The organism is Bradyrhizobium sp. BR13661, assembly GCF_029892425.1.
GTDB lineage: Bacteria > Pseudomonadota > Alphaproteobacteria > Rhizobiales > Xanthobacteraceae > Bradyrhizobium.
Genome location: NZ_JARXWB010000002.1, coordinates 194640 through 220260, shown reverse-complemented (window position 1 = coordinate 220260; position 25621 = coordinate 194640). Strand labels below are relative to the sequence as shown.

At 64.7% G+C, this 25621-nt stretch carries 26 protein-coding genes, 1 tRNA gene and 1 riboswitch; of the genes, 9 read left to right on the top strand and 18 right to left on the bottom strand.

The window, feature by feature from the left end:
- Positions 1-11: 11 nt before the first annotated feature.
- The 6 genes from xylA to M2427_RS04185 form a co-directional block, all read right to left on the bottom strand.
- Entirely contained in the window at positions 12-1334 is a 1323-nt protein-coding gene (xylA, locus tag M2427_RS04210) for a xylose isomerase (RefSeq protein ID WP_280704916.1), read from the bottom strand.
- The gene (gene xylB, locus M2427_RS04205; protein ID WP_280704915.1) at positions 1331-2788 is read right to left on the bottom strand and encodes a xylulokinase; all 1458 of its coding nucleotides are present in this window, start codon (positions 2786-2788) and stop codon (positions 1331-1333) included. The genes xylA and xylB overlap by 4 nt, the downstream gene beginning before the upstream one ends.
- Before the next feature lie 92 nt (positions 2789-2880).
- The gene (locus M2427_RS04200; protein ID WP_280704914.1) at positions 2881-3939 is read right to left on the bottom strand and encodes a LacI family DNA-binding transcriptional regulator; all 1059 of its coding nucleotides are present in this window, start codon (positions 3937-3939) and stop codon (positions 2881-2883) included.
- Between the two features lie 91 nt (positions 3940-4030).
- Complete coding sequence (locus M2427_RS04195) at positions 4031-4495, bottom strand: GNAT family N-acetyltransferase (RefSeq protein WP_280705208.1); 465 nt, start codon at positions 4493-4495, stop codon at positions 4031-4033.
- Positions 4496-4562: 67 nt separating this feature from the next.
- Complete coding sequence (locus M2427_RS04190) at positions 4563-5075, bottom strand: N-acetyltransferase family protein (RefSeq protein WP_280704913.1); 513 nt, start codon at positions 5073-5075, stop codon at positions 4563-4565.
- Positions 5075-5656, bottom strand: coding sequence for an XRE family transcriptional regulator (locus tag M2427_RS04185; RefSeq protein ID WP_280704912.1), 582 nt, complete (start codon positions 5654-5656; stop codon positions 5075-5077). Before M2427_RS04185 ends, M2427_RS04190 begins: the two co-directional genes overlap by 1 nt.
- A 172-nt stretch (positions 5657-5828) precedes the next feature.
- On the opposite strand from M2427_RS04185, the gene M2427_RS04180 reads away from it, so the two are divergent.
- Positions 5829-6824: an alpha/beta hydrolase gene (locus tag M2427_RS04180; protein WP_280704911.1), complete on the top strand. Its 996-nt coding sequence runs from the start codon at positions 5829-5831 to the stop codon at positions 6822-6824.
- A 7-nt stretch (positions 6825-6831) separates the two neighbouring features.
- Here the strand turns inward: M2427_RS04180 and rpiB are convergent, their stop codons facing one another.
- Together rpiB and M2427_RS04170 are read right to left on the bottom strand one after the other, a co-directional pair.
- Positions 6832-7281 carry a ribose 5-phosphate isomerase B gene (gene rpiB / locus M2427_RS04175; protein WP_280704910.1) on the bottom strand — a complete coding sequence of 150 codons (450 nt, stop codon included), beginning with the start codon at positions 7279-7281 and terminating at the stop codon, positions 6832-6834.
- 17 nt (positions 7282-7298) lie between these two features.
- A tRNA-Gly gene (locus M2427_RS04170) sits at positions 7299-7372 on the bottom strand.
- A gap of 174 nt (positions 7373-7546) precedes the next feature.
- Here M2427_RS04170 and M2427_RS04165 point away from each other — a divergent pair.
- From M2427_RS04165 to M2427_RS04145, 5 genes are all read left to right on the top strand, one after another.
- Positions 7547-8125, top strand: coding sequence for a methylated-DNA--[protein]-cysteine S-methyltransferase (locus tag M2427_RS04165; RefSeq protein WP_280704909.1), 579 nt, complete (start codon positions 7547-7549; stop codon positions 8123-8125).
- A gap of 9 nt (positions 8126-8134) precedes the next feature.
- Positions 8135-8974 carry an AraC family transcriptional regulator gene (locus tag M2427_RS04160; protein WP_280704908.1) on the top strand — a complete coding sequence of 280 codons (840 nt, stop codon included), beginning with the start codon at positions 8135-8137 and terminating at the stop codon, positions 8972-8974.
- A 54-nt stretch (positions 8975-9028) separates the two neighbouring features.
- Entirely contained in the window at positions 9029-9388 is a 360-nt protein-coding gene (locus M2427_RS04155; RefSeq protein ID WP_280704907.1) for a VOC family protein, read from the top strand.
- Positions 9389-9430: 42 nt separating this feature from the next.
- Positions 9431-9832 carry an SRPBCC family protein gene (locus M2427_RS04150; protein ID WP_280704906.1) on the top strand — a complete coding sequence of 134 codons (402 nt, stop codon included), beginning with the start codon at positions 9431-9433 and terminating at the stop codon, positions 9830-9832.
- 110 nt (positions 9833-9942) lie between these two features.
- A complete protein-coding gene (locus M2427_RS04145; RefSeq protein ID WP_280704905.1) occupies positions 9943-10380 on the top strand; it encodes a hypothetical protein in 438 nt (145 codons plus the stop codon).
- On the opposite strand, the gene M2427_RS04140 is transcribed toward M2427_RS04145, so the two are convergent.
- The 3 genes from M2427_RS04140 to M2427_RS04130 all read right to left on the bottom strand — a co-directional run bounded on the left by M2427_RS04140 (position 10377) and on the right by M2427_RS04130 (position 14241).
- Positions 10377-11804, bottom strand: coding sequence for an MATE family efflux transporter (locus M2427_RS04140; protein ID WP_280704904.1), 1428 nt, complete (start codon positions 11802-11804; stop codon positions 10377-10379). The genes M2427_RS04145 and M2427_RS04140 overlap by 4 nt on opposite strands.
- 166 nt (positions 11805-11970) lie before the next feature.
- Positions 11971-13023, bottom strand: coding sequence for a hypothetical protein (locus M2427_RS04135; protein WP_280704903.1), 1053 nt, complete (start codon positions 13021-13023; stop codon positions 11971-11973).
- Between the two features lie 111 nt (positions 13024-13134).
- Entirely contained in the window at positions 13135-14241 is a 1107-nt protein-coding gene (locus M2427_RS04130) for a 2'-deoxycytidine 5'-triphosphate deaminase (RefSeq protein WP_280704902.1), read from the bottom strand.
- 110 nt (positions 14242-14351) lie between these two features.
- A riboswitch (SAM riboswitch) is annotated at positions 14352-14431 on the top strand.
- 73 nt (positions 14432-14504) lie between these two features.
- Here M2427_RS04130 and M2427_RS04125 point away from each other — a divergent pair.
- A complete protein-coding gene (locus M2427_RS04125; RefSeq protein WP_280704901.1) occupies positions 14505-15692 on the top strand; it encodes an O-succinylhomoserine sulfhydrylase in 1188 nt (395 codons plus the stop codon).
- A 147-nt stretch (positions 15693-15839) separates the two neighbouring features.
- Here M2427_RS04125 and M2427_RS04120 read toward each other — a convergent pair whose 3' ends face one another.
- Genes M2427_RS04120 through M2427_RS04110 form a run of 3 tightly spaced genes read right to left on the bottom strand, consistent with a single transcriptional unit; the run spans position 15840 to position 18904 of the window.
- Positions 15840-16835 carry an SGNH/GDSL hydrolase family protein gene (locus M2427_RS04120; protein WP_280704900.1) on the bottom strand — a complete coding sequence of 332 codons (996 nt, stop codon included), beginning with the start codon at positions 16833-16835 and terminating at the stop codon, positions 15840-15842.
- 12 nt (positions 16836-16847) lie between these two features.
- Positions 16848-17618, bottom strand: a complete 771-nt coding sequence (locus M2427_RS04115) for an SGNH/GDSL hydrolase family protein (protein ID WP_280704899.1) — start codon at positions 17616-17618, stop codon at positions 16848-16850.
- Positions 17618-18904 carry an OpgC domain-containing protein gene (locus M2427_RS04110; protein ID WP_280704898.1) on the bottom strand — a complete coding sequence of 429 codons (1287 nt, stop codon included), beginning with the start codon at positions 18902-18904 and terminating at the stop codon, positions 17618-17620. The genes M2427_RS04115 and M2427_RS04110 overlap by 1 nt, the downstream gene beginning before the upstream one ends.
- 181 nt (positions 18905-19085) lie before the next feature.
- Between M2427_RS04110 and apaG the strand changes: the two genes are divergently transcribed.
- Complete coding sequence (gene apaG, locus M2427_RS04105) at positions 19086-19490, top strand: Co2+/Mg2+ efflux protein ApaG (protein WP_280704897.1); 405 nt, start codon at positions 19086-19088, stop codon at positions 19488-19490.
- 865 nt (positions 19491-20355) lie between these two features.
- Here the strand turns inward: apaG and M2427_RS04100 are convergent.
- From M2427_RS04100 to M2427_RS04090, 3 genes are all read right to left on the bottom strand, one after another.
- On the bottom strand, positions 20356-21363 hold the full coding sequence (locus M2427_RS04100) for an Hsp33 family molecular chaperone (RefSeq protein WP_280704895.1): 1008 nt from the start codon (positions 21361-21363) through the stop codon (positions 20356-20358).
- Positions 21364-21600: 237 nt separating this feature from the next.
- Positions 21601-22524, bottom strand: a complete 924-nt coding sequence (argF, locus tag M2427_RS04095; protein ID WP_280704894.1) for an ornithine carbamoyltransferase — start codon at positions 22522-22524, stop codon at positions 21601-21603.
- Positions 22524-23726 carry an aspartate aminotransferase family protein gene (locus tag M2427_RS04090; protein ID WP_280704893.1) on the bottom strand — a complete coding sequence of 401 codons (1203 nt, stop codon included), beginning with the start codon at positions 23724-23726 and terminating at the stop codon, positions 22524-22526. Before M2427_RS04090 ends, argF begins: the two co-directional genes overlap by 1 nt.
- A 453-nt stretch (positions 23727-24179) precedes the next feature.
- Here M2427_RS04090 and M2427_RS04085 point away from each other — a divergent pair, with 453 nt between their 5' ends.
- The gene (locus M2427_RS04085; protein WP_280704892.1) at positions 24180-24692 is read left to right on the top strand and encodes a GcrA family cell cycle regulator; all 513 of its coding nucleotides are present in this window, start codon (positions 24180-24182) and stop codon (positions 24690-24692) included.
- A gap of 218 nt (positions 24693-24910) precedes the next feature.
- Here the strand turns inward: M2427_RS04085 and phoB are convergent, their stop codons facing one another.
- A complete protein-coding gene (gene phoB / locus M2427_RS04080; RefSeq protein WP_195801068.1) occupies positions 24911-25618 on the bottom strand; it encodes a phosphate regulon transcriptional regulator PhoB in 708 nt (235 codons plus the stop codon).
- Between the last annotated feature and the right edge of the window lie 3 nt (positions 25619-25621).

The window sequence follows — 25621 nt, the reverse complement described above, 5'->3', positions numbered from 1 at the left end:
CTCGGCCTCGCTCAGACGTACCGGTTGACGAGAGATTCGAGATATTCCTGGCGGCCCGACCGCGGCTGCGGATCGAAGCCGGAAGCAAGCGCGCGATCGGAGAGTTCGGCGAGCGAACGTTTGCCTGCCATGATCGCCTGCCCCTCGCTATTGTCCCATCCGGCATAGCGCTCAGTGAGCGGCCCGGTCAGCGCCTCCGCGTCGAGCATGTCGGCTGCTGCGAGCAGCGCCCGTGCGCAGGCATCCATCGAGCCGACATGGGCGTGGATGAGATCGTCGGGGTCGATCGACTGGCGCCTGATCTTGGCATCGAAATTGAGACCGCCGGTGGAGAAGCCGCCTGCCTTGATCATGTCGTGGAACACCAGTGCCAGCTCGCCCACGTTCATGGCGAACTGGTCGGTGTCCCAACCGAGCAGATCATCGCCTCTGTTGATGTCGAGCGAGCCGAACACGCCGAGCGCCTGGGCCAGCGCCACCTCGTGCTGGAAGGAATGGCCGGCGAGGATGGCATGGTTCTGCTCGATGTTGAGCTTGACGTCCTCGAGCAGGTCGTAACGTTGCAGGAAGCCGTAGCAGGTGGCGACGTCGAAATCATATTGGTGCTTGGTCGGCTCCTTCGGCTTGGGCTCGATCAGGAGCGGGCCCTTGAAGCCGATCTTGTGCTTGTGCTCGACGACGAGCGAGACGAAGCGGCCGAGCTGGTCGAGCTCGCGCTTGAGATCGGTGTTGAGCAGGGTCTCGTAGCCTTCGCGGCCGCCCCACAGCACATAGTTCTGTCCGCCGAGCCGGTTCGTCACCTCGAGCGCAGCCCGGACCTGGCCGGCGGCATAGGTGAAGATGTCAGGATCGGGATTGGTCGCCGCTCCCGCCATGTAGCGGCGATGCGTGAACAGGTTCGCCGTGCCCCACAGCAGCCGCACCTTCGCCGAAGCCATCTTTGTCTCGAAGATGTCGCCGATCGCATTGAGGTTGGCGACGGATTCGGCAAGCGTCGCGCCTTCCGGCGCGGCATCGACATCGTGGAACGTGAAGAAGGGCACGTCGAGCAAACGAAACAGCTCGAAGGCGATGTCGGCCTTGGCGCGCGCCATCGCCATGGCGTCGGAGCCATGATGCCACGGGCGCAGGAATGTCTCGCCGCCGAAGGGATCGCCGCCGGGCCAGCAGAACGAATGCCAGTAGCAGACCGCAAAGCGCAGATGATCCTCGAGCCGCTTGCCGCGCACGACGCGGTCCTTGTCATACCAGCGGAAGGCCAGGGGGTTCTTGGCGTCCGTGCCGCCATAGGCGACCGGGTCGGCGGCGCCGAAGAATTTGGGTAACGCGTTCACAGGGAAAACTCCTTCAGCGCGGGATAGAGCTTGCGCCACTGCTGATAGGCCTCGTCATAGGCCGCAGTGCGCGACGGGTTTGGGGTGAATGTCGCAAGGCGCCGCGGACGCGTGCAGACTTGCGCGGGATGTTCGCCGGTGACGGCGAGCCGGCCGAGCCTGGCAGCGCCGAGCGCGGCGCCGACCTCGCCCTCCTCGACGCGGTGCACGGGAATGCCGAGCACGTCGGCGCAGATCTGCGCCCAGAGCGCCGAGCGCGAGCCGCCGCCGACAAGGTCGACTTCCGGGATGGCCGAGCTGGCACTGGCGAGCGCCGCAAGATTATCGCGTGCGGCAAAGGCAACACCTTCGAGCACGGCCTGCACCATGGCGTCGCGCCCGGTGGCGCCGCGCAAGCCGACGAAGGCGCCGGCTGCGGCCGCATCGTTATGGGGCGTGCGCTCGCCATCGAGATAAGGGAGAAACTTCACCGAGCCTGGTCCGGCCACGATGTCGCCGAGCGGCGCGAGCAGCGACGCTGCCGGCGTCGCCATCACGCTGGAGAGCCACGCGAGCGACGCGGCGGCCGAAAGCATCACGCCCATCTGGTGCCAGAGGCCGGGCAACGCATGACAGAAGGCGTGCACGGCCGAGGCCGGCGCCGGCGCAAAATTGTCGGTGACGCGGAAGATGACGCCGGAGGTGCCGAGCGACAGGAAGGCATCGCCAGGCGCGATCGCCCCTAACCCGATCGCGCTCGCCGCGTTGTCGCCGGCGCCGCCGGCTACGACCACGTTCTTCGCCATTCCCCAGCGTTGCGCGAACTCGCCCGCAAGCGTTGCGCTCGCCTCGCTGCCCTCGACCAGGCGTGGCATATGGTGCAGATCGAGCCCGGTGGCGTGGAGCAGCAGGGCCGACCAGCGGCGCTGGCCGACGTCGAGCCAGAGCGTTCCGGCGGCATCCGACATGTCCTCGACCATCTCGCCGGTCAGGCGGTAGCGGACATAGGCCTTTGGCAGCAGCACCTTTGCGACGCGCTCGAAAATGTGCGGTTCATGCCCGGCGACCCAGAGCAGTTTTGGCGCGGTGAATCCCGGCATCGCGAGATTGCCGGCGATCGCATGCAGCGACGGGCATCGACGCTCGAGCCGCTCGCATTCGACATGAGACCTGCCGTCATTCCAGAGGATCGCCGGGCGCAGCGGACGGCCGTCGTCACCGAGCAACGTCGCTCCGTGCATCTGGCCGGAGAGACCGATGCCGCGCACGCCGGCGACATCACGCGGATGCGCGGCAGCGAGATCATCGACGGCGCCGGTCGCGGCCTCGACCCACGAATCCGGGTCCTGCTCGGACCACAGCGGCTGCGGATGCGACAGCGCAAGCTCGCGCGCGGCCGTCGCGACCACCGCGCCAGCCTCGTTCACGAGCACCGCTTTCACACCAGACGTGCCGATGTCGATTCCGAGATACAAGTCCGTCCTCCCCTTCCCTGTTGCTGCGCGCGATCTGACGTCGCGCTTCCGGCAATCGGTCTCATTAAAAAGCCTGGCGCCGCGCCTTTCGGCTACGGCAGATTGTCCCGCATCAGGATGTCGATGCGGATCTTCTCCTGTTCACTCAAGATCGGCTCGTTGCGCGCAAGCGACAGCAGCACGCGCACGGCGGCGCGCGCCTCGTGCCCCGGGTTCTGCGAGATCGCGACATCCAGCGTGCCCTGCAGCAACAGTCGTCGCGTCATCGCCGTGAGATCGTGGGCGACGAATACGATCTCCTTGCCACGCCCCGCCTCGGTCAAGGCGTTGGCTACGCCTTGCGTGCCGGCGCCGACATTGTAGAGGCCGACGATGTCGGGATGCTTGCCGAGCAACCGCGATATCAGCTGCTCGGAGCGATCATCGTCGTCGCGCCCCTCGAGCAGTGGCAGGATGTCGAGGTGCGAAAATTCCGACCCCATCACCTGATTGAAGCCAAAAATACGCTCGGCGTGGTCGCGCAGGCCTTGCGATCCCGCGATGATGGCGATCCGGCCGGGCTTTTGGCCGACCAGACGCCCAACCAGCGCGCCGGCCGTACGACCCGCGGCGATGTTGTCGATGCCGACATAATGGTGACGGCGCGACGACGGCACGTCGGACACCAGCGTCACGACCTTGGTGCCACCATCGACGAGGTCGTTGATGGCGGCGCGCACGGCCGGGTGATCCAGCGCCACCACGGCAACGCCGTCATATTCGCCCGACAACGCCTCGAGCGAGGCTGCGAGCACGGAGGGATCGAACACATCCGTATTGATCAGCTCGACATTGAGACGGCGGGCCGAGAGCCACGCCGACATCTCGCCGAGATAGGCCTCGATCTGCTGCATGAACGGGTTTGCCCCCGTCGGCATCACGAAGGCGAAGCGGCGGGCGCGGCCGCGGGCGAGCTCGGCGGCGGCCACATGCGGCTGGAAGGCGTTGCGCGCGATGATCTCCTGGACGCGCCGCACCGTCGCCGGCCGCACGCCGGGACGGTTATGCAGGACGCGATCGACCGTTGCGAGACTTACGCCGGCCTCGCGGGCGATGTCTTTCAGCGTCAGCGCAGCGGAGGCGATCAAACCTTCGGAAGTCTCTTGGGCCATCCCTGAAGGCTAGCAGAGGCGTTTTGAGGTACGCAACTCATTTTGAGGGGCCCGGCTATATTTTCGAGCCGCGGTTGCATTGCACTCTGCCCTAACCGCCTGTCAGATCGAGCGTCAGGAAAAGGCTGTTGGGGTCCTCGACATAGCCCTCGAACGGGGCGCAGGGCACGAAGCCGTGGGCCCGGTAGAGCGCGTGCGCCGGCTTGAAATAATCCCAGGAGCCGGTCTCGAGGCTGAGCCGCGTCATGTCACGCTTGCGCGCCTCTGCGATGATGTGGCGGAGCATCAGGCCACCAAAGCCGCGCCGGCGTGTCGTCTGCAGCGTGTGCATCGACTTCACCTCGCCGAGCCCGGCGGAAAGCATCTTCAGCGCGCCGGTCGCAACCAGCGTCTCGCCGTCCCAGCCGGTCCAGAACGCGACGTCGCTAGCGCGAAGGCCTGCGAGATCGAGCGCATGCGCGCTGCCCGGAGCGGTCTGCGCCCGCGCCGCCGTGACGTGGTGGTCGAGCAGCGCGACGACGCGCGGATCGAAGGTGTCGCCGGTGCGGATCTGCATCGTCATGGCCTCACGTCAAGGTTTCACGTCAAGGTTTCACGTCAAGGTTTCACGTCAAGGTTTCGCGTCAAGGTTTCACTTGGCTTGCAAGCGTCTTCTGCATGAAGACAAGATCGAGCCAGCGGCCGAACTTGCAGCCGACCTCCGGCATGCGGGCGACCTCGACAAAGCCGAGCGAGGCGTGCAGGCCGATCGAGCCGGCATTGAGGGCCTCGATCCCGGCGATCATGGCGTGCTTGTTGAGCGCCGCGGCTCGTTCGATCAGCGTAGCCAGCAGGCTGCGGCCGATGCCTGCGCGATGATGCCGCTCGTCGACATAGACGGAATTCTCCACGGTGTGGCGATAGCCGGGGAAGGGACGGAAATCGCCGAACGAGGCGAAGCCGACGACGTCCCGGGCCTTCATCGCGACCAGCACGGGATAACCCGCTTGCTGCCGTGCGCGGACCCATTCACGCCGCGAGTCCAGATCGGCCGGCCCGTCGGTCCAGACCGCCGTGGTGTTGATCGCGGCGAAATTGTAGATGGCGAGGATGTCCCCGGCATCCTCGAGCGTTGCGTCCCGCACGATCAGCGACATCATATTTTCCCGTAAGAGGTGCCGCGCCGCGTGATGATGACGTAGCGGGCATCCTGTTTGGTTTCGTTCTCGAAGGTCACGGCGCGCATGACGTCGAAGTCGAGGCAGTCGCCTTCGCGCAGGCGCACCGTCTTGGCGTCGATATGCACGCAGACTGCCCCCTCCAGCATCAGGAGTTGCTGGGTAAAGGCGTTGCGGCCCCAGGGGCTGTAGGGCACCCGCGCACCGGCCGGCATGTCGACGACGATGATCTCGATGCCGCTTGCCGCATCGACCGGCGAGGCATGGCGCCGCCGGTAGCCGCTATCGGGGTCGCGCCATTGCGGCTGGTCGGCGAGCCGCGTCAGCCGCTCCGGCGGCTTCTCCGAAAGCGCGACGACGTCACTTAGCGAGACATCGAGCGCCGCGCAGAGCTTGTTGAGCAGCGCTGCGGTGGCGCTGCTCTGCGCCCGCTCGACCCGCCCGATCATGGCCCGGCTGACGCCGGATCGCGCTGCCAGTTCATTTAACGTCATGCCGGCCTGCGTCCTCAGGGTCTTCAAGCGGCGACCGATCGCCCTGTCGAGTTGTTGCTGGTCCATGGCCTCACTCCGAACATCGCCCGGCACCTGGACCGCATCCGCCGGACGGGAGAAGCTTAGGACGGAGAAGCGGTGCGTGCCGGGGGCGAGAGGCTAATATATTGGAATGTTTGCGCGCCGGTGAGCAACGTTTAGGATGCACCTAACGACAATGCACCGTGGAGGCGATGACATGAGCGGACCGACGCAGCGGACGATCAAGGCCAACGGCATCAGCCTCAACGTCGCCGAACAGGGCGAGGGTCCGATGGTGCTGCTCTGCCACGGCTTTCCGGAGAGTTGGTACTCCTGGCGTCACCAGCTCGAGGCGCTGGCCGCGGCCGGCTATCAGGCCGTCGCGCCCGACATGCGCGGCTACGGCAAGAGTGACAAGCCCGAGGCGATCGACCAGTACACGATCTTCCATATGATCGGCGATCTCATCGGCGTGCTCGATGCGTTCGAAGCAAAGAGCGCCATCATCGTCGGCCATGACTGGGGTGCGGGGATCGCCTGGCACGCGGCGCGGCTGCGCCCCGACCGTTTTCGCGCCGCTGCCATTCTCAGCGTGCCTTATCGCCCGCGCAGCGAGGTACGGCCGACCAGCGTCATGCCGCGGACCGAGGAAGCCCAGTTCTATCAACTGTACTTTCAGGAGCCTGGCGTCGCCGAAGCGGAGTTCGAGGCGGACCCGCGCAAGACGCTTGCCGCCATGCTGTTCGGCGGCTCCGGCGATGGCGTCACAGCCATTCGTGCCATGGCGGCCGCGAGCGGACAGCCGTCCAAGGGCGTCGGCATGGTCTCGCGCAAGGACGGCATGCTGCCAAAGATGCAGGTGCCGCTGCCGTCATGGCTCAGCGCCGCCGACCTCGATTATTACGCCGCCGAATTCGCCCGCAGCGGGTTTCGCGGGCCGCTCAACTACTATCGCAACATCGACCGCAACTGGGAGCTGATGGGCGCGTTCGAGGGCGTGAAGGTAACCGTGCCCACGCTGTTCGTCGCAGGTGACCTCGACATGGTCATCGCCTTTCCCGGCGCGGCCGAGCATCTCGCCAACATGAAGCAATGGGTGCCGCAGCTGCGCGAGATCAAGATGCTGCCGGGCTGCGGACACTGGACGCAGCAGGAGCGGCCGCAGGAGGTGAACACGGCGATTGTCGAATTCCTGAGGAGCTTGCCGAGCTGAATGGGACCTAGCAGGAACTCAGCTTGTCGATGCGCTTCTGATGGCGACCGCCTTCGAAGGCGGTGTTGAGGAATGCTTCGACGCATTCTTTCGCGACCACGTCGCCGGTCGTCCGTCCGCCCAGCGCCAGAACATTCGCGTCATTGTGCTGGCGGCACAGCCGCGCGCCGGTGACATCGTGCACGAGCGCGCAACGGATGTGTGCATGCCGGTTGGCAGCAATGGAAATGCCGATGCCCGATCCGCAGACCAGAACGCCGCGCCCGGCCTTCCCGGACTTGATGGCATCGGCAAGCTTGTGGGCGAAGTCGGGATAGTCGACGGAGGCGGCACTATCGGTGCCGAGGTCGAGCCACTTCACATCAGGCAGCGCCGCTTTCAGGGCGTCCTTGAGGGCAAAGCCCCCATGGTCACAGGCAATCGCGACCAAGCCTGCGCTCTCGTCCTTGTCGGTCATTCGCTGTTCCAGGAATTTGGAGCGGGCGAAGGGAATCGAACCCTCGTATGCAGCTTGGGAAGCTGCCGTTCTACCATTGAACTACGCCCGCAGATGCACGTGCTCCGTGCCCGCTCTGATTAGCCGAGACGGCGTCCGGCGCCAAGCGGTTTGGCGCCCCCAGCCGGACGGATGTTAACGTCCTGGTAAGATTCCAGGTGCGCGGAATTGTGACGGTGTTATGATCTGATGTCGGGGGAGAAACGTGCACTGAGTGGGGCTGTGCATGGTGGGGCGCGCTTACGCAATCTTTGACACGGCCATAGGCCGGTGCGGCATCGTCTGGAGCAATTCCGGCGTGGTGGCCGTGCAATTGCCCGAGGCGCGGGAGATCGACACCCGCCGCCGGATTTTCCAGCTTCATCCGGAGGCGCGCGAGCAGGCGGCGCCGCTCAACACCGAGCTCGCGATCGAGGGCATCGTGGGCTTGCTGCAGGGCAGCGATCCCGATTTTTCCGACGTCAGCCTCGATGCCGGCGGCGTGCCGGCCTTCAACCGGCGGGTCTACGAATACACCTGCACCATCCCGCGCGGGGAGACGCGCACCTATCACGAGATCGCCAAGGCGCTGGGCGCCTCCGGCGCCGCGCATTCGGTGGCGCAGGCGATTTCCAGGAATCCCTACATGATCATCGTGCCTTGCCACCGGGTGCTCGAGGCCGGCAGCTATGCCGACCGGATCTCGCCCTATGGCGGGGTGATCTCCAAGCGACGGCTGCTGGCGCTGGAAGGCGCCCACCCGATCGCCAGCAAGACGCTGTTCGAGGTGTTGCTGCCCGTTGCCCCGCCGCGCTCCCCCTCCTAGATAGGTGGAATGGACGCGACCACGCTGCTGACGTCAGACGCGATGACGGTCTCCGAGTTTCGCTGCGACGCGGGACCGGGCGACAAGCCATTCGCCGAGTGCCGCACGGGTCATTCCATCGCCTATGTCCGCTCGGGCAGCTTCGGCTGCCATTGCCGCGCCGGCTTCTTCGAGCTGGTGGCGGGCTCGCTGCTGGTCGGTGCGCCCGGTGACGAATACACCTGCACGCATGAGCATGTCTGCGGCGACGTCTGCCTGTCATTCTTCTTCAGCGAGGATCTGGTCGAGACGCTGGGCGGACGGCGCGAGACCTGGCAGGTCGGCGCCACGCCGCCGCTGCCCGAGCTGATGGTGCTGGGCGAGCTCGCCCAGACGGCGGTAGATGGCGATAGCGATCTTGGTCTTGACGAAGTCGGCCAGATTCTCGCCGGCCGTTTTGTCGATGTCGTTTCGGGCAAGCCGCGCAAGCCGGCCTCGCCCACGGCACGCGACCGCCGCCGCGCCGTCGAGGCCGCCTTGTGGATTGACGACAATTCGCATGTCGGGATCGATCTCGAACAGGCCGCACGCCTGGCGGACTTAAGCCCGTTCCACTTCCTGCGGCTGTTCTCCAACGTGCTTGGCGTCACCCCGCATCAATATCTGGTGCGCTCGCGGCTGCGGCACGCGGCGCGACTGCTGACAGATGATGACATCGCGGTCACCGACATCGCCTATGACGTCGGTTTCGGCGACCTCTCCAACTTCGTCCGCACCTTTCATCGCGCCGCCGGTATGTCGCCGACGAAGTTTCGGCAAGTCTCGAAAGGCGAGCGCAAGATTCTCCAAGAGCAGCTCGCCCTCAACTGACTAGGGTCGTCTCCGGCGCGCGCCAACGTGGTGCGCTTTGCAATGGAGACCACCATGTACGACCACATCGGATTGCGGGTTGCCGACATCGACGCCGCCACGCGGTTTTACACCGCGGCACTCGCGCCGCTCGGTTACGTCCTGTGCGCGAGCGGCGACGGCTATGCCGGATTCGGACCGAAGGGCGAGCCGGCGCTCTGGCTGCATCTCAACAAGGGCCGCGAGGCCGACGGCGCGCATATCGCGTTTCGCGCCAAGGACCATGATGCCGTGAAGGCGTTTCACCGCGAGGGGTTGAAGAGCGGCGGCCACGACAATGGTGGCGCCGGCCCGCGCAAGGATTACAGCCCAACCTATTTCGCGGCGTTCTTGATTGATCCCGATGGCAACAACATCGAGGCGGTTTGTACGTGAGCTTTCGCCCGCGCTACGCACTTCTCAATCAAGGACACCTTCATGGCCTCCATCCACAACGACGTCCCTCTCCCCGCACCGGCCCGCGATGTCTGGGACGCGGTGCGCGATTTCGGCGCGCTGCATCAGCGGCTGGTGCCGGGTTTCGTCACCGCGTGCTCACGCGATGGCAACGCGCGTATCGTCACCTTCGCCAACGGCTCGGTCGCGCGCGAAGTGCTGGTCGATTGCGATGATGCCCGGCAGCGACTGGTCTACGCGATCAACAACGAGCGACTGAAGCACTACAGCGCATCCGTGCAAGTGATCGCCGAGGGCGAGGCAAACTGCCGCCTGGTCTGGATCATCGACATGCTGCCGAACGAGCTTGCAGCTTACGTGCAGGATCAGACCAAGGCCGCTGTGATCGCGATGCACAAGGCATTTCCGCCGACCGGCGGATAAACTAGCGTGACCTTTCTCACAGAGCATTCGGATCATCAGCTCTAACCATGACGGATACGTCCGGTTGGCTCTGCCGTCCCGGTGGAGCGCCATGGCGCGAGGAGCTGGTCATGAGAGGTGCCAAGAAGCTGATCTGCCAGGCAGCCGCGGTGCTGCTGCTGTTTTCAATCACGAACGTGCCGGCGCATGCCCAGTTCGCGGGCTTCGGCGGCGGAGGTGGAGGCGGGGGTCAGGACATGATGACCCAGATGGCTCCGATGCTGGAGATGATGAAGGCCAAGATGGGCAAGCGCCGCTTCGCCGCGCTGATGCAGACCATGGGTCCGATGATGGACGGCAGTGGCGGTGGTGGAATGGGCAGCATGATGGGAGGCATGGGTGGTATGGGCGGCATGATGCCGGGCGGTTTCGGCGGCATGGGCATGGGCGGCGGCGACATGATGAGCATGATGAACAGCCCCATGGCCGGCCAGATGATGGCGATGATGCCGCAGATGATGAGCATGATGAATTTCGGCGGCGGAGGCCGGCGTCACCGGCACCATTAGCTCGTCAGCGCCGGTCGTATCGCGACCTTGTTTTCGCGCGGTCCCCAGCGCGTCAGCACGACGCTGGAGCATGAGAGCAGGCCGAGCACGACCATCGAGCTCGCGGCGAGCCAGAAGAAGCTTTGCGCCGTGGCATCGTGCGTCGACAGCCACCAGCCGCAGCTCGCGATATAGACGAGGCGCACAGTCTGCGCCAGCACCGGGCCGATCACCTTGGCCGCACCTTGCGACGAGAAGTACATCGTCGAGGCGAGGCCGATGAAGGCGTAGAACGGCGCCACCGTCGACAGATATTGATGGCTGGTCGCGCGCACGGTGGCGCTGTCGGTGAAGATGTTGACCCAGAGGTCGGGGAACAGCGCGACCAGCCAAGCCGGCGCGCCGACTGCGACGAACGCACTTGCGCCTGCGATCCAGGCAATGCGCCGCGCGCGGGCGATACGGCCGGCGCCGACCGCCATGCCGATCATCGGCACCGAGGCGATGCCGAACGAGAACGCGATCGAGGTCAGCAGAAATTCGAGGCGCGCACCGATGCCGTAGCCGGCGAGGATCGCGGTGCCGAACTTTGCCAGCATGTGGGTGAAGATCGAGATCGTCAGCACCGATTGCAGCGGCGAGAAGCAGGCGATGGCGCCGACCTTGAGGATGTCGAAGAACATCACCCATTGGATGCGGCGCAGTTTCGGCACGACGCGCGCGCGGCCGGAGAACAGATACCAGCCCATCACGCAGATGTTCATGGAGTACGCGATCAGCGCGCCGGCGGCGACCCCGCGCATGCCGAGCTGCGGCACGGGCCCGAGCCCGAGGCCCAGCGTGCCGCCAAGCACGACCTGCCAGACCGCGGAGTTGAGGATCAGGAACGACGGCAGCCGCATATTGCCGGTGCCGCGCAGCACACCGGCCATGGTGTTGAGCGTCCAGGGCAGCACGGCACCGCCGAAGAACACCTGTGTGTAGGCAATCGCGTGCGCCAGCACATTGCCGCGGCCGCCGAGCATCGTGAGCACCTGGGGCCCGAAGATCAGCATGCCCAGCATGAAGACGAGACCGAAGGTGATGCCGATCAGAAGCGCGTGCGCGGCGAGCGTCCCGGCGCGATCGCGATCGCCGGCGCCGAGCGCACGCGCGATGGCCGAGGCAACGGCGCCGCCCATGGCGCCACCCGACATCGTCATGGTCAGGATCACTGTCGGAAACACCAGCGCCATCGCGGCCAGCGCTTCGACGCCGAGACGCCCGATATAGGAGGTTTCCGCGATCACCACGCAGGTGCCGGCGGACAGCGCAACCACGTTCGGCCAGGCGAGCCCCAGCAGCGTGCGCAGGATCGGCCCATCGGTCAGCGCGCTCTTGAGAGGGCGCTTGGCCGGCAGCGGACGCTCCTCCTCATCGACCGGGATCTCGGCGATGTCCGTCATTTCCTCTCCCGGGCACAAGCGCCGTTCGCGGCGCGGCAATGCTTAGGTGTGTCAATCGATTTGCTCGCGCGAAAGGCGCGGCCGGCACTTGTTAGCACGGCGATTGCCGATTCCTCCTGCGCTAGCTGCAGGCGTGCCCTGCGGCAGCGCATTTCAAGTCGTGGAATTACCCGACGGTCCACGCCAGCGGCGGGCGGCCGCCTGCCGTGGGGCGCAGTTGCACACCGATGTGCCGACCGCATCCCGCAGCCAGCCCCGCAAACAGCCCCTCCAGCACCTTGGCGCAGGCACGGTGATAATCGGCGACGTCGTCCATCAGCTTCCAGCTCTGCTGGCGGATCTCGAAGCTGCCTTCGGATTGCGAGGTCTCGGCCGCATCATCCTGCGCGGTGAACAGCGCGTTGAGGAACGACGCGAACTCGCTTGCGCCACCCCGCGTCATCGATAGCGCGGCTGCGACCTCGTCGAAATATTGCATGCCGATCAGCTTGCCGGTGAGATGCAGGAGATAGCCGGCATCTTCCGGCCCGAACAGCTGCACCATCACGGGTGCCGCCGTACGCACATATTCCATCGCATAGTTGCGATAGGCTTTTTCAAGGCGCGGCTTCGGCCAGCTGGCGACAGGCAATTCCGGCGCGGTGTCCGGATCGAACAGCGGCGCTTCGAGATGCCGCGCGAATACCAGACGCTGGTCGAGGTCGAGCGGATGGTCGTATTGGTGGTAATAGCCCTCAAGCCCGTCCTGGCCATCGACGCTCTGCTTGGTGCAGACGAAGCCCAGCCTGACATCGCCGAGTGCAACACCGTTGTTGGCGTGCCAGCCGCGCAGCATCGCGCGAGAGACCTCGCCCGGAACGCCGCAGATCGCGGTGCCCTTCCAGATCCAGCGCGGCGGCGGATAGCGGATCCAGGCCTTGGTGTCGCTCTCATACATGTATTCGACGTGCACGCCGCCGATCCAGTTGGAGAGGTAGTGATATTGCGCAGCCGCCACCGCCGGCGGCAGATGATCGATGCCGAGCTTCTTGAGCCCCGGCAGGAACCGTTCCTGCTGCTGGCGGCGAAATACATGGAAGACGAACTCGGCGGCATCCGCCGTGCCGCGCCGGGTGACCACGGTAAGGATGAGGCCGGTGAAGTAAGCGTGGTAGAGGTCGGCGACCGCGCGCCAGCGTTTCCATTGCGCGTCTTGCGCGGCGTCTGCTGCGGCGGTCATGTTCACTCCCGGCGTGTTATTTTGCCGGAGTGTGTCATCGCGGATGGAGCGGCGCAACCGGGGGCATATCATCCCGGATGTCGCTGCGCTCATCCGGGCTACTGAATATTGCTACACGCGGAAATGTTTCGAGAGCTTCAGGCCCTGCGCCTGGTAGTTCGAGCCGATGCGCTGACCGTACATGGCGTCGGGGCGCGCCAGCATCTTCTCGTAGACAAGGCGGCCGACGATCTGGCCGTGCTCGAGGATGAACGGCACTTCGCGCGAGCGCACCTCCAGCACGGCGCGCGCGCCCTGCCCGCCGGCGCCGGCATAGCCGAAGCCGGGATCGAAGAATCCGGCATAGTGCACGCGGAACTCGCCGACCAGCGGATCGAACGGCACCATCTCCGCGGCGTAATCCGGCGGGACCTGCACCGCTTCCTTGGAGGCGAGGATGTAGAATTCGCCGGGATCGAGGATCAGGCTGCCGTCGGGACGGGCCGAGATCGGCTCCCAGAAATCTTCCACCGCATAGCCCGAGCGGCGATCGACATCGACGACGCCTGTGTGGCGCTTGGCGCGGTAGCCGACGAAGCCCGAGACTTTCTCGCCGGAGAGATCGACGGAGACGGCGACACCACCGGCGAGGTCGGCATCGTCGATGTCGACGAGACGCTCGGCGGCATGAAGCCTATCGAGTTCGTCGGCATTGAGGATGGCATCGCCGGTGCGGAAGCGCACCTGCGACAGGCGCGAGCCTTCGCGCACCAGCACAGGAAACGTTTTCGGGCTGATCTCGGCATAGAGCGGACCGTGATAGCCGGCGCCGATCATGTCGAAGCGACGCGTACCGTCGGCGATCACGCGGGTGAAGACGTCGAGACGGCCGGTGGAGCTTTTCGGATTGGCCGCAGCCACGATCTCGGGCGGCAATGCGAGGCTTTCCAGCAGCGGCACGATGTAGACGCAGTTGGTCTCCAGCACCGCGCCGTCGGCGAGGCTGAACTCGTGCAGCTTCAACTGGTCGATGCGTTCGGCAACCGTGGCGCCGGGACCGGGCAGGAAGCTCGCGCGCACGCGATAGGCGATGTCGCCGAGACGCAGATCGAGGCTCGCTGGCTGGATCTGGCTTTCGACGAAATCGTATGCGGGCAGGATGAGGCCCGCTTCCGCCATCGCCGCGATCATGCGGTCGGGCAGGATACCATTGGCGTCGGCGGCAACCGTGAACGTCAACCGGGGGTCCTCATCAGGGGTCAGGTACATCCGGACTTGCGGGAAATACCAGTCTTTTACGGCTATCCGATGGACGCCTTGACGGAAAGGGCATTGCGGAATATGAGCATCACTTATCCCGTGGTGATTTGAGCCGGCCGGCTTGCAGCCACGTTAAATAAGTCGCTAAACAGGCCGGGGACCTCTGTGATCCCGGCCCGTGGAGATATCCAGGCCGGTTTTTTTGTGCCCGTTTTTGCTCAACGGTCACGTCGGAGGGTCCTATGTCGAAGTCGCCTGCCTCTTACCGTCCCGAAACCCGCCTGGTCCATTCCGGCACCCTGCGCTCGCAATATGGCGAGACGTCGGAGGCGCTGTTTCTGACCCAGGGCTATGTCTACAACAGCGCCGAGGAGTGCGAGGCGCGGTTCAAGGGCGAGGACCCCGGCTTCATCTATTCGCGCTATTCGAACCCGACGATCGCGATGTTCGAGCGCCGCATGATCGAGCTCGAAGGTGCCGAAGCGGCACGCTCGGCGGCAACAGGCATGGCCGCCGTGACCACCGCGATCCTGGCGCCGCTGAAAGCTGGCGATCACGTCGTCGCTTCGCGCGCGCTGTTCGGCTCATGTCTCTACGTCATCCAGGACCTGCTGCCGCGCTACGGCATCGAGACCACGCTGGTCGACGGTGCCAATCTCGATGAATGGCAACGCGCCGTGAGGCCCAACACCAAGACGTTCTTCCTGGAGAGCCCGACCAATCCGACGCTCGACGTGCTCGACATTCCCTCGATTGCCGAGATCGCGCACAGGGGCGGCGCGCGCCTCGTCGTCGACAATGTGTTCGCAACGCCGATCTGGCAGAGCCCGCTTGCGCTCGGCGCCGACGTCGTCGTCTACTCCGCAACCAAGCACATCGACGGCCAGGGCCGATGTCTGGGCGGCATCATCCTGTCCTCGGAAGCCTTCATCGCCGAGCACATCCACAATTTTATGCGCCAGACCGGCCCTTCGATCTCGCCGTTCAACGCCTGGGTGCTGCTCAAGGGCCTCGAGACGCTCGGCGTACGCGTGCGCGCGCAGACCGACACGGCTGCACGCATTGCCGACGTGCTGGCGAACCATCCCAAGATCGCGCGGCTGGTCTATCCCGGCCGCGAGGATCATCCGCAGGCAGCCCTCGTGAAGAAGCAGATGCGCGGCGGCTCGACGCTGGTCGGCTTCGAGGTGAAGGGCGGCAAGGCGGCAGCCTTCCGCGTGCTCAACGAGCTGAAGCTTGCGAAGATCTCCAACAATCTCGGCGACGCCAAGAGCCTCGTCACGCATCCGGCGACAACGACGCATCAGCGGCTGAAGCCGGAGGATCGCGCAGCCCTCGGCATCAGCGAGGGATTCATTCGCTTCTCGACCGGGCTCGAGCATGCCGATGATCTGATCGAGGATCTGACGGCGGCGCTGGAGAAGGCGTGAGGCGAGCCAAGGGCTCGGTCTCGTAGGGTGGGTTAGCCCTGCAGATGCACGAAGCGCATCTGCTCGGCGTAACCCACCGCTTCATTCTCCGCAGCAACAGAAGTGGTGGGTGACGGCTTCGCCTAACCCACCCTACGGCACCGATGCCTACATCGGCCGATACGTCCGCACATCCGCGGGCACGTTGACGCCGAGCTTGATCTGCCCGACGGAGCGAATGATGTCGTCGCCGAGCAGCTGGGCGAAGCAGGCATAGCCCCAATCGTTCATGTGCAGGCCGTCGGCGATCACGAAGCTCTCGACCGGAAGCGCCTGCTTCTCGTGCCAATCACGCATCACCTCGAAGCGCGGGAAGATGCCGACATGACGAAGCTCGGCGACCTTGCCGAGCAGCTTCACCATCCTGCTCGCGTTTTCGGGACGCTGGGTGACCCTAGGCGAATATTGCGGGTCGACCAGCACGACGTCGGCATCGCCGGCCGCCTGGATGCGGGTGATGCCGTCCTCGACCATCTTGGCGGTATCGCCAGGATCGAGATTGCGCAGCACGGCGTTGGTGCCGACCTGCCAGATCACCATGTCGGGATGCACGTCGATCACCGCCGTTTGCAGCCGCTTCATCATCTCGGGCGCGTCCTCGCCGCCGACGCCGGCATTGATGACGGTGATGTCGGCGGTCGGATATTGCCGGCGCAGTTGCGCGGCGAGGCGATTCGGATAATTGAAATCGGGTGAGCTCGCGCCATAGCCTGACGTGGACGACGAGCCGAACGCGACGATCACCACGGGCTTGCCCGCAATGAGCTTGTTCGCGACATGCGGCAGCGAGCCCATCGCCTTCGAGCCGCCCTTCGGCGACAGACACGGCACACGGCTGAAAATGTCACCGGCTGATTTCGCCACCTGCTTCACCGTGTCGATGGCGCGCGAGGTGAGGCCACGCTGCTCGGCGGGCGGCTGGCTCGTTGCGGCAACGGTCGTCTGGGCCGGTGAGGCCGGCGCGGGATTAGCACCCTGAGGAGCGGGCGTGGCCTGGGCCGCTTGTGCGTGAGCAGGCGCCTGCATCACAGGCGTCAGCAGCAGCAGCGCCGCTGCGGGCGCGGCCAGCCATGTCGACAGGCGAAAAGGGCGGAAAGAACTCATTAACGCTAGACCTCAATTCTGCTGCTGGGCCGGTCCCAGATGGGCAGCGTCGATCACAAACTGTGCCAACGCCCGGCCAAGGCAATCATGGACCTGCTTCGCCAGCTCAAGGCCCCGGGAGGGGCTGAACAGGTCGAACTGACCCTGATCATTCCACTGCCGCATGATCGCAAAACGGTCGAACAGCGGGACATCGTGCTCCTGCGCCACCACCCGCAAATTGTCGAGATAGGGCGGTGCCGAGATCATGGATTCGGTACGCGGGCTGTACTGCAAATTCATCAAGACGACGTCAGCCCCTGCATTTTGCAACGCAGCGACCCCATCGGTCACGGCGCTGCGAAAATCATCGGGATCGATCGATCGGATAGCATCGACCGTTCCCGTCTGCCAGATGACCAAAGTAGGTGTTTTTGCTTCCATCAGCTTAACGAAGGTCCCCGCAGCTTCCTCGGCCGTCTTCTTGCTCTGTAATTCTACGGATACGTGCACCACCTCCGCAGGCGGCAGCTTCTCCTTCAGGATGGCCTGCATGCGCGCCGGATAGGAGCTGTCCTCCGAGGACGGAATGGTGGTGGAGCGGCTGCCGATGACCAGAATCTCGAGCGGTTTGCCTGCGGTCACGACGTCGGCGACCTTGTGGAGCTGGCTGTCGGTGGCGAGCAGGTAAGGCGGCAATTCGCAGGCTGCAGGAGCGGCGGGCACAGCATCGTCCGCACGCGCCGAAGGCGCGGCGAGGTACCCGCACAGCAGGGTCAGGCCCAGGAGAACCTTGACCTTCATCAGCCCCCTCCCGCCAGATCGGCGTTGCCGACGGCGTTTTTGGTCTTCGCACCGCTCTTGTCAGCTACGCGCTTGTACCACGAAATCAACCACGCCATCGCCCACATGATCAGGATTCCGGAGAGACTAATCAGCGCATGCATAGCCGGGCCGCTCGCGACCTCGGCCAGGATGAAGTGGCCGGCGAAGGCCAGGAAGACACCGAGGCAGAAGATCTCCAGCGAGTGCTGGCCGCACAGGATCAGCGGGCGCAACCACGGCGATTTCAGGCCCGGCCACTCCCGCGGCAGGAAGCGCACGGTGAGCGCTGACAGCGCCAGGAAATGCGTGAAGCGCAGCACGTCGAGATCGGTCTTGTCGATCGGATACATCCACTGCTCGAGGTTCTTCGGCATGAGATGGCCGAGCTGCGGCACGTACCAGGTCAGCGTTACGTAGAATGCTGCGACGAGATAGGCGATCGAGATCCACATCGTCACCGGTGAGGCCAGAATGCGCGACATCCGTCGCGCACCTCCGAGCGCGCACCATGCCCCGAACACGAACAGCAACTGCCAGGCCAGCGGATTGAACGCCCAGAAGCCGTTCGGATAGGCCGAGAAGTAGAGGTCGAATTCCCAGGTTGCCGCATAGAGCAGTGCCGACAGCGCGAGCGTGACGTCGGGCTTCCATTTCATCGACCACAGGATCAGCGGCAGCGCCAGCATCAAGACAATGTAGAGCGGCAGCACGTCCATGTTGACGGGACGGAAACGCAAGAGCAGCGCCTGCACGATGGTGACGTCGGGCTGCTTGAGGAAATCCATGATGCCCATCTCTTCGGTGTAGAGCGGGTTCTCGAAGCTGGTCGCGACGTAGGAGATCTCGGCAAGGAAGATCGTGAACAGGAAGACATGGGCGACATAGATCTGCCAGACCCGGCGCAGGATGCGCGCGGTGGCGACGACGAAGCCGTTTTCCAGCATCGCGCGGCCGTAGACGAAGGCAGCGGTGTAGCCGGAGATGAAGATGAAGATCTCGGTGGCGTCGCTGAAGCCGTAATTGCGGATGGTGAACCAGGTCAGCAGGTTCGGCGGCAGATGGTCGATGAAGATCAGCCACAGGGCAAGGCCGCGGAACAAATCGAGCCTGAGCTCGCGCTCGCCGATGGCGGGCAGCGTGATGGCCGGCGCGGCAACGCGCGGCCTGGCTTCCGCGGGCTTCGCAGCAAGAGGATTGGCACCAACAGGATTGGCGCCTGCGGTTCCCGCGATCGTCGATCCCGTCACTTGATCGGCAATGCTCATTGGGGCCCAAAACCCTTCCGCAAATCGCGGCGTTCAAAGGAGTGTACCGGTCCGGTCGCCGCCTCGCAAAGCGCGCCGGATCACAATTGGGGTCTACTTCTTCGTGAATTCTGGCGGGACGATGTCGCCAAAAGGCGCCGGAGGCCGCCTGCGGCGTTTGGTTCCCGGCAGAGTTTTCGTTATGATGGCAGCCATGTACCGCGCCGTGACCCGCCACATCGAAGTGACTGTCGTGCCGAACTTTGTTCCGGAAGAGTCGTCGGCCGACCGGTCGCGCTATTTCTGGTCCTACACCATCGTCATCACCAATTCCGGCGACGAGACCGTGCAGCTCAAGACCCGGCACTGGATCATCACCGACGCCACCGGGCGACAGCAGGTGGTCAAGGGCGAAGGCGTCATTGGCAAGCAGCCGACCCTCGCCCCGGGCGAACGCTTCGAATACACCTCGGGCGTGCCGCTCTCGACCGCGTCGGGCTTCATGACCGGCCGTTACCAGATGGTCAGCGAAACCGGCGAACGCTTCGAGATCGACGTGCCGACATTCTCGCTGGATAGCCCGGACAACAAGCGGGTGTTGAATTAGGGGGATGCCCCGAGCGTAGGTGCCGTAGGATGTGGCACCTCCTCTCCACATCGTCATTGCGAGCGCAGCGAAGCAATCCAGTCTGCATCCGCGGAGAGATTCTGGATTGCTTCGCTGCGCTCGCAATGACGGAGTTCTTGGTGACGACGTCACTCTTAAGACCAACATTTCAAATCGCAGACACACCTTCTCGCCCTCGCGGCTTATCTCGCCCGAGCTTTGCTTCATCTCTCCACCCTCTCAATCAGGAGGGCGCAGGGAAGACCGGGTGCTGACCTCGCACCCGCGGTCTGCTGCGCGAAAATGTAGCGCAGGAAAACCGCACAGCAGCATACAGGTGTGGCCAAACACTCGGCCTTCCCTGCGCGATGGGTTGACGGCTTATGCCGTGCTCTCCCGGGAGCCGAATTCCTTCTGGCCTCCCTCGCCCCGCGAATTGACGATGCACTTCACCCGGTTGGGCTCCCTGCACCTCCGCGACAGGCTTGACCGTAGCGACGACGGCCAGGACCACACGGTTTTGCCGTACGCGCGTTCGCCTCATGCCACAGGGTTTTCCCGCGCTGTCGACGTTGCGGAAAAATGTTGGCAAGACGAACTTCACAGCGCCGTTCATCCACACGCGGTTTCGGACTCACAGGGACTACCCGCCCTGCCCGCACCTCTCGTGCCGACGCTGCCGCGTCCACCGCAAGCCCGGCTCGCGAACGTGACGACGTACGATCGCCCCTCAAGATCGAGCCGGGATGGGCGAAACATACGCTATTTCCGAATTTCGGTAAAGTGGAATATTTTTAGCTGCGCGGATTGACAAGCCGCGACACAGGTCCCGGCCGCTGCGCTCGCAACGTCGATTTAGAGCGTCTTACGCGTCTTCGACGCCCGCTTCTTCAGGCGTGAACTCGTACACCGAGGAGCAGAACTCGCAGGTCACGACCACCTTGTCGTCCTTGACCATCGCGCTGCGATCGTCCGGCGAAAAGCTCTTCAGCATCGTGGCGACTGCATCGCGCGAGCAGGAGCATTGCGCTTTCAGGACGAGCGGATTGAACACGCGCACACCGCGCTCGTGGAAGAGACGGTAGAGCAGACGCTCGCCGGAGAGATCGGGATCGATCAGCTCGACGTCTTCGACCGTCTCGATCAGCGAGCGCGCCTCGACCCAGGCGTCGTCTTCGGCAATGCTGTGAACCTCAAGGCCTTCGGGCGCGTCGCCTGGATGCAAGTCTGCCTGCCGCGCGCGCTCCGGCGCCTTCGGCAGGAATTGCATCAGCATGCCGCCGGCGCGCCAGCGGTGCTTGCCGCCGTCGCTCGAGCGCCACTCCTCGCCGACCGCGAGGCGCACGCGCGTCGGGATCTGCTCGGAGCGCAGGAAATATTCGTGGGCGGCATCTTCAAGGCTGCCGCCGTCGAGCGCGACCAGGCCCTGGTAGCGGCTCATGTCGGGGCCCTGGTCGATGGTCATGGCGAGATGGCCACGGCCGAGCAACGTGCCGGAGTCCTTGGTATCGCCAAGCCGATCGGCGTCAAAGCGCGCATAGGCGCGCAGGCGATCCGGCGCCTGATAATCCACCACCAGGAACGAGACCGGACCATCGGTCTGAGCCTGCAGGATGAAGCGGCCTTCGAATTTCAGCGCCGAGCCGAGCAACGTGGTCAGCACGATGGCCTCGCCGAGCAGCTTGCCGACGGCAGCGGGATAATCGTGCTTGGTCAGGATCTCGTCGAGCGCGGGGCCAAGCCGCACCAGGCGGCCGCGCACATCGAGCGCGTCGACCTCATAGGGCAGCACGGCATCGTCGACCGGAACCGCTGAAGGCGCGCGAACCGGGCCTGCGGGCCCGGTTTTCATGTCAGGGGATTGGGAAACCATGGCGCTTTATCTGGGGTCGGGGGTGAAAAATGGAAGGGGGCGCGGCGCGGATCAACGTGACCGAACGCTGCTTTGATCACATACGATACCGCAAATTCGGTGTCGTCCTGGCGAAGGCCAGGACCCATAACCACAGGGCGAAGTCGCTGCGCGAGATGGCAATTGCCGATCTTCGCCAAATAAAGCTCGGTGGTAATGGGTCCTGGCCTTCGCCAGGACGACACCAAACTCCGAGCTCTACTTCACCGCGTCAAAACACCAGGCCAAAATGCCCTTCTGCGCGTGCAGGCGGTTTTCGGCCTCGTCGAACACCACCGATTGCGGCCCGTCGATCACCTCATCCGTGACCTCCTCGCCCCGATGGGCGGGCAGGCAATGCATGAACAGCGCGTCGGGCTTGGCCAGCGACATCAGCTTCGAATTCACCTGATAGGGCTTGAGCACGTTGTGGCGGTGCTCGCCCTCCTTGTCGCCCATCGACACCCAGGTATCGGTGACGACGCAGTCGGCGCCCTTCACCGCAGCCTCCGGATCGGTGCCGAGCACGATCGGCGCGCCCGTCGCCTTGATCCAGTCGCGCATCACCTTCTTCGGGGCAAGCTCCGGCGGCGTCGCGACATTGAGCTGGAACTTGAAGCGCTCGGCGGCATGGGCCCAGGACGCCAGCACGTTGTTGTCGTCGCCGGTCCAGGCCACCGTCCGGCCTTCGATCGGTCCGCGATGCTCTTCATAGGTCATGAGATCAGCCATGACCTGGCACGGATGCGAGCGCCGGGTGAGCCCGTTGATGACGGGCACGGTCGCGTATTGCGCGAGCTCCAGCAGCGCCTCGTGGTTGAGGATGCGGATCATGATCGCATCGACATAGCGCGACAGCACGCGCGCGGTATCGGCGATGGTCTCGCCGCGACCGAGCTGCATCTCGGCCCCGGTGAGCATGATGGGCTCGCCGCCGAGCTGGCGCATGGCGACATCGAACGACACGCGCGTGCGGGTCGACGGACGCTCGAAGATCATCGCCAGCGTCTTGCCTTCGAGGGGCCTCACCGGCTGATGCGCCTTCTGCTTCGCCTTCATGGCGGAAGACGCCGCGAGCATGCTCTTGAGCTCCGACAGCGGCAGCTCGTTGATGTCGAGGAAGTGCTTAGGCGACTTACTCATCAGCTTGCTGCCCGCTTGTTGCCTGACAGCGCCGTGCAGGCGCGCTCGAGCCGCGCGACGCCATCCTCGATCTCGGCCTCAGTGACGATCAAGGGCGGCAGGAAACGCACGACATTGTCGCCGGCGCCGACCGTGAGCAGCTTTTCGTTGCGGAGCGCCGCGACCAGGTCGCCGGAAGGCACCACGGCCTTGACGCCGACCAACAGCCCTTCGCCGCGGATCTCGCTGACGATATCGGGATGACGGTCGATCACGGAAGCGAGCTTCTGCTTCAAAAGCAGCGACATCCTCTGCACGTGGTCGAAGAAGCCGGGCGCGAGCATGACGTCGAGCACGGCGTTCGCAGCCGCAATCGCCAGCGGGTTGCCGCCGAAGGTCGAGCCGTGCGAGCCGGGGCCCATGCCGGCGGCTGCGTCCGCGGTCGCCAGGATGGCGCCGATCGGGAAGCCGCCGCCGAGCGCCTTCGCCAGCGACATCACGTCGGGCGTGACGCCGGTGCGGCGATGCGCAAACAGGTCGCCGGTGCGGCCCATGCCGGTCTGCACTTCGTCGAAGGCGAGCAGCAGGCCCTTCTCGTCGCAGAGCTGACGCAACGCCCTCAGGAAGGCGGGTGTTGCCGGACGCACGCCGCCCTCGCCCTGGATCGGCTCGATCAGGATGCCGGCGGTGTGCGGACCGATCGCCTTCTTCACGGCCTCGATGTCGCCATGCGGGATCTGGTCGAAGCCGTCCATCGGCGGACCAAAACCTTCGAGATATTTTGCCGATCCCGTCGCGGCCAGCGTCGCCAGCGTGCGGCCGTGGAAGGCGCCTTCGAAGGTGATGATGCGGTAGCGTTCCGGATGCCCCTTGGAGAAGTGATGGTGGCGGACCAGCTTGATCACGCCCTCCAGCGCTTCGGCGCCGGAATTGCAGAAGAATACGAAGTCGGCGAAGCTCTCGTTGCACAGACGCGCAGCGAGCTTCTCGCCATCAGGGCTCTGGAACAGGTTCGACATGTGCCACAACTTGGTGGCCTGCTCCTGCAGCGCCTTGACCAGCGCGGGATGGGCATGGCCGAGCGCATTCACCGCCACGCCCGAGGTGAAATCGAGATAGCGATCGCCATTGGTTGCGATCAACCAGACGCCTTCACCGCGCTCGAAACCGATGTCGGCCCTGGCGAAAACGGGGAGCAAATGCGGCGCGGCGCTGTTGGTCATGACGGTCTCTTTGGATGTTTCGGACGGCCTGAACGTGCGTTGCGCAGCGCATCATTGGTCCGGAAAACGAAACGTGCCGCCTTTTAAGGGCGGCACGCGCTACTATCTTATGCTTGGCACCACGGGTGTCAATGCCGCCCGGAAAGCCTCACGAAATGCTGAATCCGTAGTCTTGCGGTGGCGTTTTTGCGGGAATTTCGCCACGGAACATGTGGAAGCGAGTCGTCGGACTCTTGCGCGCGAGTCACGCCATATTGTAGCGTTTGGATTGTCAGATACGACATCTCGTGCAGCGGTTCTGATCCCAAGAGTCCTCATGTACCGGCGTAAACGTTCGGGCGTCTCATTGCGCCCGGCGAGCCTTAAGGGATTCTAGCGGCACGGGTTTTTCGAGGCTTAGGCATTCGTCGTGCGGCCCCACAGATGGCAGGCGCCGGCGAAGGAAAGGGTGCAATGACGGTTTTGACCTGGTCGGATGATCGCGTCGAGCAGCTGAAAAAGCTCTGGGAGGCCGGACTTTCGGCCAGCCAGATCGCCGCCGAGCTTGGGAATGTCACCCGCAACGCCGTGATCGGCAAGGTGCACCGGCTCGGCCTGTCCGGCCGCGCCAAGAGCCCCTCTTCGGCAGCTCCCCGGCCGCGCAAGGCGCGTCCCGTGCAGCATATGATGCGCGTGAGCCGGCCGATCGCACGTGGCAACACCGCGCTGGCCCAGGCCTTCGAGGTCGAGGTCGAGGCTGAACCCGTGACCTACGACAACGTCGTGCCGATGAGCCAGCGGCTCTCGCTGCTCGAACTGAACGAGGCGACCTGCCACTGGCCGGTCGGCGATCCCTCGAGCCCTGATTTCTTCTTCTGCGGCGGCAAGGCGCTGTCCGGCCTTCCCTATTGCGCCCAGCACTCGCGGGTCGCCTATCAGCCGGCGGCCGATCGCCGCCGCGCACCGGCCAAGCCGGGCACGCGCTGAGTTTGCGGATTTAGTCTTCGACCAATGTGAAGCCGTCACGCGATGACGGCCCGACATACTCCGCTGTCGTCCCGGCGTAGGCCGGGACCCATAACCACCAGCAGATGTGGTTACAGGGACTCGGAGTTACCCTTCTCGCGCAAACAACTACGCCTCGGGGTTATGGGTCCCGGCCTTCGCCGGGACGACACTGATGTTGTAGCGACAACTCACAAACTTTACGTCTGTTCAGCCTTGGCGAAGCGATCGTCGAGCGCGTAGCCCGCGCCGCGGACGGTGCGGATCGGATCCTGCTCGCGGCCGAGATTGAGCAGCTTGCGCAGGCGGCCGATATGCACGTCGACGGTGCGTTCGTCGATATAGATGTCGCGGCCCCAGACGCTGTCGAGCAGCTGCTCGCGCGAGAACACACGGCCGGGATGCTCCAGGAAGAACTCCAGCAGGCGATATTCGGTCGGGCCGAGATCGATCGGCCGGCCCGAACGTGCCACACGGCGCTTCTCACGGTCGAGCTCGATGTCGCCGAAAGCCAGGACGGTGGCGAGCCGCTCGGGGCTTGCGCGCCGGAGCAGACCCTTCACGCGCGCGAGCAGCTCGGGCACGGAGAACGGCTTGACGATATAATCGTCGGCGCCGGTTGCCAGGCCCCGCACCCGCTCACTCTCCTCGCCGCGCGCGGTGAGCATGATGATCGGGAGCTGCTTGGTGTCGGAGCGCGCGCGCAGCCGACGGCACAGCTCGATACCGGACAGGCCCGGCAGCATCCAGTCGAGCACGATCAGATCGGGGATATGCTCCTTGAGGCGGGTGTCGGCGTCGTCGCCACGCATCACCGTCTCGACGTCATAGCCGTCGCCTTCGAGGTTGTAGCGAAGCAGCTCGGTGAGAGCTTCCTCGTCTTCAACCACCATAATGCGTGCGCCCATGGG

What these genes read in the sequence shown, in the direction of transcription:
- M2427_RS04135 (WP_280704903.1), bottom strand. Translation starts at nt 13,023, where the DNA reads ATGACCGCCGCAGCAGACGCCGCGCAAGACGCGCAATGGAAACGCTGG.
- M2427_RS04085 (WP_280704892.1), top strand. Translation starts at nt 24,180, where the DNA reads ATGACGGTTTTGACCTGGTCGGATGATCGCGTCGAGCAGCTGAAAAAG.
- M2427_RS04200 (WP_280704914.1), bottom strand. Translation starts at nt 3,939, where the DNA reads ATGGCCCAAGAGACTTCCGAAGGTTTGATCGCCTCCGCTGCGCTGACG.
- apaG (WP_280704897.1), top strand. Translation starts at nt 19,086, where the DNA reads ATGATGGCAGCCATGTACCGCGCCGTGACCCGCCACATCGAAGTGACT.
- M2427_RS04155 (WP_280704907.1), top strand. Translation starts at nt 9,029, where the DNA reads ATGTACGACCACATCGGATTGCGGGTTGCCGACATCGACGCCGCCACG.
- rpiB (WP_280704910.1), bottom strand. Translation starts at nt 7,281, where the DNA reads ATGACCGACAAGGACGAGAGCGCAGGCTTGGTCGCGATTGCCTGTGAC.
- M2427_RS04195 (WP_280705208.1), bottom strand. Translation starts at nt 4,495, where the DNA reads ATGCAGATCCGCACCGGCGACACCTTCGATCCGCGCGTCGTCGCGCTG.
- argF (WP_280704894.1), bottom strand. Translation starts at nt 22,524, where the DNA reads ATGAGTAAGTCGCCTAAGCACTTCCTCGACATCAACGAGCTGCCGCTG.
- M2427_RS04100 (WP_280704895.1), bottom strand. Translation starts at nt 21,363, where the DNA reads ATGGTTTCCCAATCCCCTGACATGAAAACCGGGCCCGCAGGCCCGGTT.
- M2427_RS04150 (WP_280704906.1), top strand. Translation starts at nt 9,431, where the DNA reads ATGGCCTCCATCCACAACGACGTCCCTCTCCCCGCACCGGCCCGCGAT.
- M2427_RS04180 (WP_280704911.1), top strand. Translation starts at nt 5,829, where the DNA reads ATGAGCGGACCGACGCAGCGGACGATCAAGGCCAACGGCATCAGCCTC.
- M2427_RS04110 (WP_280704898.1), bottom strand. Translation starts at nt 18,904, where the DNA reads ATGAGCATTGCCGATCAAGTGACGGGATCGACGATCGCGGGAACCGCA.
- M2427_RS04190 (WP_280704913.1), bottom strand. Translation starts at nt 5,075, where the DNA reads ATGTCGCTGATCGTGCGGGACGCAACGCTCGAGGATGCCGGGGACATC.
- phoB (WP_195801068.1), bottom strand. Translation starts at nt 25,618, where the DNA reads ATGGGCGCACGCATTATGGTGGTTGAAGACGAGGAAGCTCTCACCGAG.
- M2427_RS04185 (WP_280704912.1), bottom strand. Translation starts at nt 5,656, where the DNA reads ATGGACCAGCAACAACTCGACAGGGCGATCGGTCGCCGCTTGAAGACC.
- M2427_RS04160 (WP_280704908.1), top strand. Translation starts at nt 8,135, where the DNA reads ATGGACGCGACCACGCTGCTGACGTCAGACGCGATGACGGTCTCCGAG.
- M2427_RS04165 (WP_280704909.1), top strand. Translation starts at nt 7,547, where the DNA reads ATGGTGGGGCGCGCTTACGCAATCTTTGACACGGCCATAGGCCGGTGC.
- M2427_RS04115 (WP_280704899.1), bottom strand. Translation starts at nt 17,618, where the DNA reads ATGAAGGTCAAGGTTCTCCTGGGCCTGACCCTGCTGTGCGGGTACCTC.
- M2427_RS04090 (WP_280704893.1), bottom strand. Translation starts at nt 23,726, where the DNA reads ATGACCAACAGCGCCGCGCCGCATTTGCTCCCCGTTTTCGCCAGGGCC.
- M2427_RS04125 (WP_280704901.1), top strand. Translation starts at nt 14,505, where the DNA reads ATGTCGAAGTCGCCTGCCTCTTACCGTCCCGAAACCCGCCTGGTCCAT.
- M2427_RS04120 (WP_280704900.1), bottom strand. Translation starts at nt 16,835, where the DNA reads ATGAGTTCTTTCCGCCCTTTTCGCCTGTCGACATGGCTGGCCGCGCCC.
- M2427_RS04140 (WP_280704904.1), bottom strand. Translation starts at nt 11,804, where the DNA reads ATGACGGACATCGCCGAGATCCCGGTCGATGAGGAGGAGCGTCCGCTG.
- M2427_RS04145 (WP_280704905.1), top strand. Translation starts at nt 9,943, where the DNA reads ATGAGAGGTGCCAAGAAGCTGATCTGCCAGGCAGCCGCGGTGCTGCTG.